At 59.7% G+C, this 12263-nt stretch carries 10 protein-coding genes; all 10 read right to left on the reverse strand.

Translation table 11 applies throughout. The features are described from left to right. Positions 1 to 10 precede the first annotated feature (10 nt). Complete coding sequence (gene asnB / locus AYJ54_RS18060; protein WP_063700746.1) at positions 11 to 1918, reverse strand: asparagine synthase (glutamine-hydrolyzing); 1908 nt, start codon at positions 1916 to 1918, stop codon at positions 11 to 13. A 142-nt stretch (positions 1919 to 2060) separates the two neighbouring features. Next, entirely contained in the window at positions 2061 to 2219 is a 159-nt protein-coding gene (locus AYJ54_RS50755; protein WP_161491876.1) for a hypothetical protein, read from the reverse strand. Next, positions 2216 to 3184, reverse strand: coding sequence for a glycosyltransferase (locus AYJ54_RS18065; protein WP_063700748.1), 969 nt, complete (start codon positions 3182 to 3184; stop codon positions 2216 to 2218). The genes AYJ54_RS50755 and AYJ54_RS18065 overlap by 4 nt, the downstream gene beginning before the upstream one ends. Positions 3185 to 3355: 171 nt before the next feature. Continuing rightward, positions 3356 to 4531, reverse strand: coding sequence for a carboxylate--amine ligase (locus tag AYJ54_RS18070; protein WP_082905704.1), 1176 nt, complete (start codon positions 4529 to 4531; stop codon positions 3356 to 3358). Then, positions 4528 to 5691 (reverse strand): NAD(P)-binding domain-containing protein, encoded by a 1164-nt coding sequence (locus AYJ54_RS18075; protein WP_063700750.1) that lies wholly within the window; start codon positions 5689 to 5691, stop codon positions 4528 to 4530. Before AYJ54_RS18075 ends, AYJ54_RS18070 begins: the two co-directional genes overlap by 4 nt. A gap of 660 nt (positions 5692 to 6351) precedes the next feature. After that, positions 6352 to 8328 (reverse strand): asparagine synthase (glutamine-hydrolyzing), encoded by a 1977-nt coding sequence (gene asnB / locus AYJ54_RS18080; protein ID WP_063700752.1) that lies wholly within the window; start codon positions 8326 to 8328, stop codon positions 6352 to 6354. A 67-nt stretch (positions 8329 to 8395) separates the two neighbouring features. Further along, positions 8396 to 9196, reverse strand: a complete 801-nt coding sequence (locus AYJ54_RS47310; protein ID WP_161491877.1) for a glycosyltransferase — start codon at positions 9194 to 9196, stop codon at positions 8396 to 8398. A 469-nt stretch (positions 9197 to 9665) separates the two neighbouring features. Beyond that, a complete protein-coding gene (locus tag AYJ54_RS53505; RefSeq protein WP_063700755.1) occupies positions 9666 to 10415 on the reverse strand; it encodes a transferase in 750 nt (249 codons plus the stop codon). 61 nt (positions 10416 to 10476) lie between these two features. Further along, positions 10477 to 11613, reverse strand: coding sequence for a DegT/DnrJ/EryC1/StrS family aminotransferase (locus AYJ54_RS18095; protein WP_063700757.1), 1137 nt, complete (start codon positions 11611 to 11613; stop codon positions 10477 to 10479). Positions 11614 to 11642: 29 nt separating this feature from the next. Then, positions 11643 to 12263 (reverse strand): sugar transferase (locus AYJ54_RS18100; RefSeq protein WP_201724210.1); only part of this gene is annotated, 621 nt, incomplete at its 5' end.

Genomic DNA, 12263 nt, shown 5'->3' on the forward strand with positions numbered 1-12263 from the left:
GTCCAGCCTGTTAATACACAGGATGGTTACGTCGCGTTGGCCGTATCAGACGAACGGTGCGAAGCCATTGCTCCAGCACGGCGACACTAAATAGTATCTTGTGGTGGTCGGCCCGGCCTGCCGCGTGGTCGCCCAGCATGGATTGCACTGCAGCCGGCTCCAGGAACCGGTAGACCTGCGACTGCGGATCGGCCAGGTATTGCCGGATCCGTCCGTCGAGGGATTGGCGGAACCACCCATCGACCACATTCACCGCAAATCCGCGCTTCTTGCGATGGGTGATTTCCGACGGCAACAGCCGCTTGCTCACTTCGCGATGAAGCCACTTGCGAACGCCATGACGCACCTTGAAGGACGCGCCCAATTGCTGGACGTGCTCGACCACTTCGCGATCGAGATAGGGTACGCGAACCTCGAGGGCGTGCGCCATGGACAGCTTGTCGCCATACATGAGCAACTCGTCCGGCAGCGACGAGCGCAGCTCGAGTAACTGAAAGGCATTGAGGTCGTCCAGGTTTTCGAAGGCCGGCCGGTATTCCTCCCAGCAGCGGGCCGCCACGGTGGCTTCCCCGTCAGCGATCAGCTCGGGGCGAACAAGCCCCTGCATCGCGTTGTCCGAAACCAGGGAGAATACCTGCTGGAAACGACGAAGTCGGTCGGGCTCGTGCAGCGAGTAAAGGCCACGCTTGATCGTATCGTTCCGCGGGAGGACGCGCGCTAGTGCGGCACTGGGTGACCGCAACAAGCCGGGCAGCGCGCGCCAGGCGGCGCCATAGTGCACGCCGAGGTGTCGGGTGTATCCGCCGAACAGCTCATCCGGCCCCTGGCCGATGAGCGCCACCTTCACGTTTTCACGAGCCCGCTGGCAGACCAAGTACATAGGCACGATCGACGACGAGGCAACCGGTTCCTCGAGGACGTCCACGATGCGGGGCAGGACGTCTTCAAACGTTTCCCGGGTGAGGTGAACCGCGTTGTGCCTGGCCCCGTAGGTCCGGGCCGTTTTGGCGGCATCCTCGAGCTCATCATCGGCGAACGACGATCCATACCCGACGCTGAACGTGTGCCAGTCGCGGCCATACAAGCTCATCAGCGCGAGCAACAAGCCGGAATCTACGCCGCCGCTGAGCAGCAGTCCGAGCGGAACGTCGCTGATGAGATGCCGCTTCATCGCCGCCTGGTAGAGCTCGACCAATTTTTCCGCCGCCACCTCCGGGCGGGGTTGCGGCGCGAATGGCACCGGGGCGAACTGGTAGTAGCGCGAGACGTGCACCTGGCCGTTTTCGACGACGAGTTTTTCACCCGCGGCAAGCTTCTGGATGCCCTTGAACATCGTGCGCGGGGCCGGCGTGTAGCGATAGCGCAGAAAAAGAGCGACGGCTTCGGGATCAACGCCCGGCGGTTCGTCGAGAGCAACGCAGAGCGGCCGGATCTCCGAACCAAAAGCGAGCGATCCGTTGCGGATTGCGTAGTAGACCGGCTTGATGCCCATCGGATCGCGCGCCAGCAGCAGCCGGCGCTTTTTCACGTCCCAGATGGCGAGGCCGAACATGCCGTTGAAGCGGTTCAGCACGGCGTCACCCCACTGCTTGTAACCATGCACGATCACCTCGGTGTCGCAGTTGGAGCGAAACACGTGGCCATGCCCCTGCAACTCCTGCCGGAGTTGCTGATAGTTGTAGATCTCCCCGTTGAAGACCACCCACACCGCCTGGGCTTGGTCGGACATCGGTTGGTGGCCAGCGGGTGACAGGTCGATGATCGCCAGCCGGCGAAAACCCAGGCCGAGATTCCCGTCCAAATGCTGGCCGGCGTCGTCGGGGCCGCGGTGGACAATCGTGCCCATCATCGCTTTGATGGTGGAAGCGCTGACGGGCGCACCGCTGCCGAAGTTAAACTGCCCGCAGACGCCGCACATGGTGGAGTCCTTTCAGGTGGAGTTCGAAACGTCTTGCTCGTCGCGCAGCCGCAGGCAGAGCGCGCGGAATACCTCCGACTGACCCCACTCGGTGCGACCTACTTGGATCGCGCTGAGCGCCATGGATACGCAAAGATCTTCGTTAATACCTTTCATATGGAGGGTTGTTTCCCAAATTGTTTTCTTCAATCCTGGCGCCGGCGTGACCATCGGCGGTGAAGTGTTCGTCGGCGATGGCGTGCTGTTCATCAACGATCGTCATCCCCGCGCCGCGCCAACCTCTTCTCTCCTGCAGCATCACGAAAGAATCCGCTCGTACACAGATTGTATTCGCCTTGCGACCTTTGCGAGCGAAAGTTCATCGACCGCGGTATAACCGCCGGAAAGACGCTTTCCACGGGCCAGTACCTTCTCTACAGCTTCCGCGATAAAGGTCGGTTCGTCAGGTACGATGTAACATCCTTCGAACTCTTTAATTCGCTCGGCCACGTCGCCAACATCGACGGAAACTATCGGTAGATTGCAGGCAAGAGCTTCTTTGACAATGTTCGGAGAACCCTCATGAGCGGACGTAAGGAGCAAACAATCGGCGGCGTTCAGGAATCGTGCCACTTCTTGTTGAGGTCTCCTATCAAGTGTGACCAATTGGGCAGATGGATTGGATTTTCGAACCAGCTCAAAAGCGGCTTCGGCGAGCGGGTATCTCTTATAACCCCCTGCTGAGGGCCTGCCTGCAAATAGGACGTGCTGCTCGTCTTCCTTTAGACCTACTTCGCGCTTAGCGACTGTTCTGGGATAGAAGATATCAAGATCCACTCCATTGGAGATAATGGACGTTGTTTTGGCGCGAAGATATTTTGCAAGACCGGCACTCTTCGCAATATTGTGAGCCGTCGCGTACGACAACAAACGGGAGAATAGTCCGTGCGACACTCGATTAGAGAATCGATATTCTCCCCACTCGTTGCAATCTCCATATACGTCGTTGCCCATAAAAGACACAACGAGTGGCAGGATAGTAGCGAATCTGGCAGTCCAGCCTGAGTACATATAATGCGCATGAACGATATCGTAATGCCTCGAACGCACAGCCTTCCGTATTTCAGCAATGCCCTTGATATATTTGCCAATGCCAGTGCCTTTGAGCCGGCAAACGTCAACATCAATGCCAAGCCTCGCCAGCGACTCCACTTGAGTGCGGATGAAAACGCCCTCAGACGGATTCTGTTCAGTAGGGTATGCGCCCGTAACATGCAGAACCCTCATCGCGGCTAGCTCCTGGTGGCCTCCGGGAATGGCGATTCGCCACAAACCTCGATGAACTTTTCCATTGCAGTTTATGCTGCGATCTCGTCAACCGGAAGGGATCATCGGCTCGTAGACGTCAATCTGCCGGACGATGCAAACACGACGCCGCGCTGCACGATCGGCGCAGCCTCACGCGACCTCTCCTTTGCCTCCGAGCGCCAGTCCACCAAGCCGGCTGGCGATGAGCCACAGCTCCGCGGCAATCGGGAGCGGGTCATCCCATGCAGCGATGGGGCCCTCAACGTGCGGCTTCAGCGATCGCAAGTACGGCCTGAGCGCCAGCCGACCGGCGGCTATCTCGGCGACCGACGTGGGCACGTCCGTCGACAGACGAACCCATCGGCACCCGGGCTTGCCCCGCCCCTCGGGGACAGGCTTCCCCATGGCGAGCAGCCAGGCGAGATACGGGAAGTCCACGCCTGCGGCATGACCGAGAGAATGCCATCCCCAGATCCGAGGATTGACATCGAGCAGCTTCAATTGGCCGTCCCGCGGGTCACGCTGGAACTCGACCTCGACCGGCCCGGACAGTCGCAGGTCCCGAAGCAGCATCTCGGCCGCCGCAACGACGTCGAGGTCCTCGATCGTTTCAACAAAGGTGCTGGCCCTTCCGAAGTCGGCTGGGAACTGGCGCGTGCGTCGGGCGGCGACGGACGCAAGAGGCCGTCCATCGCTCACAAGAGCCGCGAACGACAAGCGCGCCTCTCCGCCACCGGGCAACAGCTCCTGGACCATGATGAGGTCAGGATCGATCTGCGCACTGGCTGCTCGGTAGAGATCGAGTAGCTGCTGTCGGTTGTCGACCCTCCATGCTTTTGCGTCGGTGAATGCCGAGGCGATCGGTTTGCGCGCGGGCTTGAGGATCACCGGGTACGAGAGCTTGAGCTCTTCCAACTCCTCGAGTGTGGACGGGTAGTGCGTGGCAGCGCAGCCGATCCCGAGTGCTTCTGCACGGCCATATGTCAGTCGCTTGTCCGCTGCGAACCGATGCAACTCCCACGGCGATGTCGTAAGCTTGTAGCACTCCGCAAGCTTGTCCGCGTGCTGCGCGACCAGGGATGCTGTCTCTTCCCCGCTCGGGAACAGCACCCAGCCGCGGAGCCCATGCCGGTCAGCAAGGTCGATGAGGCAGGTGAGCTGCTCCTCCAGTGCCGCTGGCCACACCGTCCGTCCTGTTGCGTACCGCGACGCCCGCGCCAGCGAGAACCGCTCTGCAGCAACCCAGACGGGGATGCCGTGGCGGCCGAGGCTCCGCACGATGCCGAGCCCGCGGTAGTCCCCGCCGATGACCAGCGCGCCGGTCACCGTTGGAGGCCTTTGACGAGCGTTCTCGATGCGTACCCGCTGCCCGCAACGAACCGCAGGAGCGGGCCGTGACTCCACGCCGCAGGGGCGCCCACGATGTGGAGGCCAGGGACGGACGTCTCGAAGCCACGCGACAGGCGGGGCCATCCTCCAACGGTGTTGATGCCCGCGAGCACTGATGGGGACAGGAATGAGTAGCGCGATAGGTCGACCTGGTAGCCGGTGGCCAGGAGCACGTGATCCACGATGCTCTCCGTGCCATCGTTGAGGACGAGCCGTACGCCGTCGCCCATGCTGCAGGCTTCCCGCACCTCCGTGTTGAGCCTGATGGGGACATCGGCGAGGCGGGGGATGAGCCAATTCGCTCCCGCTGCGCGAATGACGCGCGGTCCCAGCCGGTCCTGCGTGCGACGAGGGAGGGCGCAGAATGCGCGCGGATGCGCGACGAGGTGGCTCACGCCGGCGGGACCGACATCAGGCGGGGCGTATAACATCTGCTTGACCGGCCACCGCTCGTGCAACCAGGGACGCTTGTGGAGCCATCTGACGAGGGGCGCACGCACCAGGACGTCCACCTCAGATCCCGCCTCGTGCAGCAAGGCGGCCGACTCGAGCGCGCTCTGACCACGGCCCACCACCGTCACCCGCTGTCCGACGAACTTCCCGAGGTCGTCGTGGTCCAAGCTGTGTGAGACGAGGGAAGAGTCGAGCGAATCGAACTGGGGCGGCCTCCAGGCGAGTGCTCCAACTCCCGCCGCCACGACGACCCTCGCCGCCTCGAACTCTTCACCATCCTGAGCCACCAAACGGAACCGATCGCCAGCCCGCTCGACTGAACGGATCTCTCGGCGGTCCAGGTCCGGAGCCGCCCGCCGCTGGAACCAAAGCCCATACTCGATGAACTCGTCGGCGGTGACAGGTCGGCTGACAGGGTGGTCACGACCAGCGTCGAATGCCTCGAGCGTCAGGGGGCCGCTCCAGTCACCGATGCTGCTCCCCTCGTACGGCGACCGGAGCAACATGCCCTTGGGAGTTTGCGACCTCCAGAACAGCAAGGGATCGCCGAACACCTTTACGGAAAACCCGGCACGTCGCAGGGCTACCGTCGATGCAAGGCCGTACGGCCCGGCCCCAACGATCGCAACGTCAGTTTGACTCATGATGCACCTTGCCGAGCCAGGCTCCGAATTATGCCAAGGCCGCCTCCCACGACCACGGCGTTCTTCTGCGCTGCAATGCTCTTCGAGGCTACGCTCATCGACTCGGCGCAATTCAAGGTCGCCCGCTCGACGCCGGCGATCCGCTCCTGCCGAAGGTTGAGAGCACGAGGCGCACTGTCCCGTCAGCGATGTGCCTTTGTGTCATGCACTCTTCTCCTTGATGCATCGAGGATAGCTTTAATTTCTCCACAGAGCACTCGCATTGACGAGCAGTTCGTGCTGGTCCGCATCGTCCGGGACGCAGATCCTGCGCAATCTGAAGAGCGGAGTCTTTTTCGTAGTGTCCGAGCTTAGTCTGAAGATCTGACCTTGATCCTGCGGTCTCGGCCTCCGCCTTCTCTTCTGAACAGCGTGGCAGGACCGGGTGGAAGACGGTAACCGTAATGCGCATGGACGATGTCGTATGCCACCGCGCTCGCCATTCGCATGACATCAGACAGTTCATCTTGGACTGGAATCCGAGAATATTGATGACGTCGACCGTGTGGCCGAACCGGCGCAGCTGCTCTTCCTGCTGGCACACGAAGGCTCCGGAGCCCGGTCTCTGCAAACTCGGAACATGTCGGTGGCAGAGGATCATCCTCACGATCCAGCGTTCCCTCAGCGCCCGGCAGGAATTGCCATCGCATTACTGGCCTGCGCCGCCCGACGTTCCATTTGCTCGGCCCATTGTCTTCGCCACGCCTCGAAGGAAAGAAGGGTCCATAGCTGGTACCCATAATCCTTCTCTCCCGAGATATGCTTCCGCCAAATCTCTTGCGCCGGTTTTACGTCGAGGATCCCACCGCCGTATCTGGCAGGCGCAAGCAGGTCCTCGGTCCAATCGCGTAACGGTACTCTAAGCCATTCGCCTATAGGGACACCGAATCCCATTTTCGGCCGTTCGACCAAATGGCGAGGAACGAAACGGTCGAGGACCCGTCGCAGCAGCCACTTCGTCTCTCCATTCCGCACCAAAAACCGTGGAGGAAGGCGCCACGCAAATTCGACTATCCTATGGTCCAGGAGTGGCGGACGCGCCTCCAAGGCTACTGCCATTGATGCCCGATCGACCTTCTGCAGTATATCGTCCGGAAGGTAGGTAACTGTGTCGAGAAAACGAGCGCGGTCCAAAACGCCAAGTCCTGGTGGCGTCCCTCCCAGCCCAGGGGGATTTTCCCGATCAGCCATGTGAAGCCCCACATCCGGAACCAGGCTGACAAGCCGGGTGTAAAACCCATCCGGATCCAACGACAGCACGCAAGATAGATTTCGCACCTTATCTCCAAGTCGTTGCGGAACCATACCGCCACGAAAGAGGTGCGATAAATGATTTAAGATGGCGGGTGGCAAAGCGCCCAGGATGGCACCGGCGGCCCCCCGAAACCGAATAGGCATCAGGCCCGCGTATCGCGAGAACCACGTCAAAATTTTGTACCTGTCGTATCCGGCGAACAGTTCATCGCCGCCGTCGCCGGACAATGCTACGGTGACGTGACTTCGCGTCAGCTTCGACACAAGAAAAGTCGGTATTTGCGAAGCATCCGCCAATGGCTCGTCATACATTTCAGGGACCAGAGGTACCGTCGCAAGCGCATCAGCAGCGGTAATGACCAGTTCCGAATGTACACTCCCTATGTGACGAGCAACGCGGGCAGCATACGCCGACTCGTCAAACCCTAAGTCGGGAAATCCAATCGAAAACGTACGGACCGGCCCTTTCCCAGCTGCCATCATTAAAGCCGCAATTGAAGAGGAATCGATGCCTCCTGACAAAAAAGCGCCAAGCGGCACATCGGAAATCATTTGCCTGCTGACTGCATCGGCGAGCAACGACGAGAACGTTTCGATTGCCTCTCGGTCACCAACTTCCAGCGGCGCTTCGAAGCCTTGCGCTACGGCATCTTCCAAGCGCCAATACCGCGACCGGGAAATACGCCCATTGACGCCAATCGATACGATCTCACCAGGCATCACCTTCTCGATGCCGCCTAATATCGCGCCCGGTGCCGGAACATAACCAAACTTGAGATAGCTGCTTACAGCTGCCGCATCTATCTCCCTGGGCACAAATCCCAGTCTCAGCAAGGCCTTTATCTCTGATCCAAACGCGACCTTTCCTCCATGGAAGGTAAAAAACAGGGGTTTAATTCCAAGTCGATCGCGTACGAGATGCAGCACCCGCTCTCGGCGATCCCAAAGCGCCATCGCGTACATGCCGTTGAGCGACTTTATAGCCGCCGTTATTCCTTTACTTGCAACGGACTCGACCAGAACCTCTGTGTCCGAATGACCTCGCCATTTCACCCAGGCAACGCTCGGCTCCCGACGAATTTCTTCCGTATTGTATATTTCGCCATTGTAACTCACGACCCACCGCCCATCTGCCGACATCATGGGCTGCGCTCCGGCCTCACTTAGGTCAATTATGGCAAGTCGGCGGTGTGAAATCGCGACGCCAATCGCTGCATCAATCCACACCCCCTCACCGTCTGGCCCGCGATGCGCAATCGCATTCGCCATGTCGCGCGCCGAACGTTGCAAGGCCTCCGGCTGCGCAGCGAGACTAGGGTCAATCAAACCTGCAATCCCGCACATAGCGACCAATTCCTTTCAGCAGTCTCCAAATGTGATCGTTCGATCAGTCTGAGGCACCAGCTCGCAATCAAACTTCAAAAGAAAGCGCCCTATTCCCGCTTGCCAATCGCCGAAACAGCTCAACGTGCTTCTGCACCATTTTCTCAATCCCGAACTCCCGCTCGACGAGCGCCCGTCCTGCACGACCGAACGCGCTTCCAATGTCAGGACGGTCGACAATTTCCCTTATCCGCAGCGCCAGCGCATTTTCATCTCCGAACGGAATTAGGAATCCATTCTCTCCGTCCTTGACAATTTCGCGATTGCCCGCCGCGTCTGTGGCTATGACCGGCTTTTCCAGCGCCATGTACTCCATAATTGCGTTAGCTATTCCCTCCCCGTGGTATCTTGAGTCCGCGACCAATACTCCGACGGAAAACGTTTTTACGATTTCTTCGACCCGTTTTCTGACTCCCAGGATGCGTATATTCGCCTGACTGTCGCTCTTCAAACGCACCCTGAAGCTTTCCAGATCCGGTCCTTCGCCCACAGCAACGAATGTAATGTCCTTCCGCTCGCTGCACAGCAGTTTTGCCGCTTTGAAAAACGTACTATAGTCTCTCTCTCGATGGAATCTTCCGACCATACCGACTACGTGTTTGGTTCTTATATCCAACGAACGCTTGACGTCCTTAACGTCCGGAAGATTGTTTATTCGATCAAAATTAAAACCGTTTCGTATACAAAGACCTTTTTTGCCATCAACTCGAAACGCTCTAAGTCCCGCTAATGAATTTGCCAATATTACAGTTGAAAATGGAGCTGTCAGAAGTAAACGTCGGTAGCCGCGATCTTTCAAATTCAAAAAGAGCGGTGCGTTTTGTATCATCCCGTTGATCAAAGCCGATCTAAATATCAACGCAATTGGTGACGCATACACCGAACACATCGACTCCCACGAATATATTATATTCGGTCGGTATTGTCTCGCCAGGCAATATAGCTTTTCGAGAATACGGAAATCCCATTGCCGGCTTCTTCCGAAGATGTGTATTTTTATTCCCAGCGATCTCACCTCATCATAGTGTATGACATCTGAGAGAACGACTAGTTCGTTGGTGAACCCATCTATTTTGTTGAACCCACGCAGCAATTCAACCAGTTGTCGCTCCTTCCCTCCGGAGGCCAACGTGTCGGTTATATGCAGTACCCTGATCGCGGGCCTTGACGAATTCAGCATTCCATCACCCGATCGTTGTGACCGCAGTTTAACTGATTAGGACTCGGATCCATGTTGGTGACACAGAGGCTCCTCACGATTAGTGTTCACAGCACGCTTGGCAGGAACTGCCATCGAGTCACTGGTCTCCGCCGGTAGTCGCTTTGAGCCATCGTCGGATCCCCGCCGGGACACCCATCACGAGCGCACCGTCGGGCACGTCTTTCGTCACCACCGCGCCAGCGCCGACGACGGCGCCAACGCCGATTCTGACGCCTGGCAGTAGGTTGGCTCCCACTCCGATCGCCGCGCCGCGCGCGATGTTGGGCCCGAACATGGCCGAACCGTCGTGGCCTCCTCGGCCGATCGCATTGTCGTTCGAAGTGCCGACACAGCCCGAGATGAAGGCGTCGTCTTCGATCGTCATGTTGCCCGCCAGCCAGGTGTGATCCTGGACCCGGACGCAATCGCCGATTCGCGTGTTGTAATTGACCGTGACGTAACGTCCGATGACGGTCTTCGAGCCGATCCGCGATTGTTCACGGATCGAGGCGCCGTCACCGATCAGGGTCCCAACGCCGAGCGAGACGTCGTAGAAAATTACCGCGTGCGGTCCGATAGAACAATCGGCGCCGATATCGACCCACGCCTCGAAACGCGGCGCGCGCGACAACGCGCCGGCCCCCTTGGGTGCCTTGCCGATATAGGCTCCTGGAAAGATTTCGACGTTTTCCCCGACTCTTGCGCCGCTCTCGATCACGACATGCGGGTGAATGACCACCCGGTCGCCAATCGTAACATCAGGCCGCACCACGGCGAACTCGGCGATCGCCACGGCCGTACCGATCGCCTCGGTCTCGACCACCGCCCATGCGCTGATTCGATTCATCGCCAATCCTTTCGATTCATCGCCAACGCTTTGCACCATCGGCGCGCAGTGCGGCGCGCGACTAGGTTGACTTTCGCCGCAATTTCCTGTGACCGTCCCGCTTGGTCGCAGCGCACGCAATCGCGGCGATATGGCGCACTTGGTCGCGTGCGAGTTCGGCGAACATGGGCAGGGACAATGATCGAGCGGCCATCGCTTCGCAGCACGGCAAGTCGCCCCGCCTGTAGCCGAGATGGGCGAGAGCAGGCTGTAGGTGGAGCGGCAACGGATAGTGGATCCCGGTCGCCACACCGGCCTCGTCGAGCTTATTCCGCATTGCGTCCCGCTCGTTCGTGGCGATCACATACAAATGGTAGACGTGCGTCGACCCCTTTCGAGCGAACGGTGTCTTGATCCCCGACTGCGCCAACTCCGCGGCGTACCAATCCGCAGCGCGCCGCCGATTGGCGTTCCATTCATCGAGGCGCCGGAGCTTGATCTGCAGGACTGCCGCCTGGAGAGCGTCGAGCCGGCTGTTGAACCCGATCTCGGCGTGGGTGTGGTGGGTGGTTCGACCGTGGTCGCGCAGTCGTTCGATCCGCTCGGCGATCGCGGCACTGTTGGTGGTGACCGCTCCGCCGTCGCCATAGGCCCCGAGATTCTTTGCCGGATAAAACGAGAAACATGCGACATCGCCGAGCGCCCCAGTTCGGACCCCCTGATATTCCGCCCCGTGCGCCTGGGCCGCGTCCTCTACTACATAGAGGGCGCGCCGCCGTGCGATCTCATTGATTGGACCCATGTCAGCCGGCTGGCCGAAGAGGTGGACTGGGACGATCGCTCTTGTATGACCCGTTAGGGCGCGCTCGATCATCCTGGGATCGATCGTGTAGGTGTCCGGATCGATATCGACGAACACGGGCCGCGCTCCCGTCGCAACGATGGCGGCCGCGGTGGCCATGAAGGTAGTGGCGGTTGTAATTACCTCGTCGCCATGACTAATACCCAAGGCCCGCAGCGCCAGATGAAGCGCGTCCGTGCCGCTCGCCACACCGCGCGCATAGCGCACGTGGCAATATGCGGCGAAATCTCTTTCGAACGAGGCAACCGCCTCGCCGCCGATGAACTGCGCGGAGTCGAGAATGCCCCGAATTGCTTCGGCCACCTCGTCCTTCAGCGTCTCATATTGCGCTTTGAGATCGACGAACGGAATGTGCATTTCTCGAACCTCACGAGAATCCGTCTCCCTCATCGGGCACCGCGTCCCCGCAGCACCGCCGGAAACGTAAGGGCAATCAACTTCAGGTCCGTCCATAAGGTCCAGTTCATTGCATACTCGACATCCATCTCGAGCATCACCTCGGGGCGGAGGCGACCCCGGCCGCGCACCTGGCAAATTCCGGTGATTCCGGGCTTCACAATGTGACGTTTGTGGTGCCAGTCCCGGAAGTATTCGAGTTCATAAGGGATCGCCGGCCGCGGACCGACGATGCTCATTTCGCCCCGCAACACGTTGAGGAGTTGCGGCAGCTCGTCGAGGCTGGTTCTCCGCAGCAACCGCCCCACGCGCGTCACGCGAGGATCGTCTGTCAGCTTGTATGGGGCATCGGGGTCGTCCGAGAGGGGTTCCTTAGCCCAAACCCGCCGGATCGCCTCGCGATGGACGTTTTCGTCGGCCTTGTGGCGGAGCGTCCGGAATTTGAAGCAGTTGAACGGCTTCTCGTCTCGCCCGATCCGGCGTTGGCGAAAGACCGCGGGTCCGGGGCTGTCGAGACGGATTGCTATCCACACCACCGTGAAGACGGGGGCCAGCACCACGATCGCGAGAACGCTGATCGCGACGTCGAGCGCCCGTTTGCCGAATTCCCG

This window comes from Bradyrhizobium centrolobii (assembly GCF_001641635.1).
GTDB lineage: Bacteria > Pseudomonadota > Alphaproteobacteria > Rhizobiales > Xanthobacteraceae > Bradyrhizobium > Bradyrhizobium centrolobii.

Coding starts and splice junctions, on each gene's coding strand:
- asnB (WP_063700746.1), bottom strand. CDS start 1,918: ATGTGCGGCGTCTGCGGGCAGTTTAACTTCGGCAGCGGTGCGCCCGTC.
- AYJ54_RS18065 (WP_063700748.1), bottom strand. CDS start 3,184: ATGAGGGTTCTGCATGTTACGGGCGCATACCCTACTGAACAGAATCCG.
- AYJ54_RS18075 (WP_063700750.1), bottom strand. CDS start 5,691: ATGAGTCAAACTGACGTTGCGATCGTTGGGGCCGGGCCGTACGGCCTT.
- asnB (WP_063700752.1), bottom strand. CDS start 8,328: ATGTGCGGGATTGCAGGTTTGATTGACCCTAGTCTCGCTGCGCAGCCG.
- AYJ54_RS47310 (WP_161491877.1), bottom strand. CDS start 9,196: ATGATACAAAACGCACCGCTCTTTTTGAATTTGAAAGATCGCGGCTAC.
- AYJ54_RS53505 (WP_063700755.1), bottom strand. CDS start 10,415: ATGAATCGAATCAGCGCATGGGCGGTGGTCGAGACCGAGGCGATCGGT.
- AYJ54_RS18095 (WP_063700757.1), bottom strand. CDS start 11,613: ATGCACATTCCGTTCGTCGATCTCAAAGCGCAATATGAGACGCTGAAG.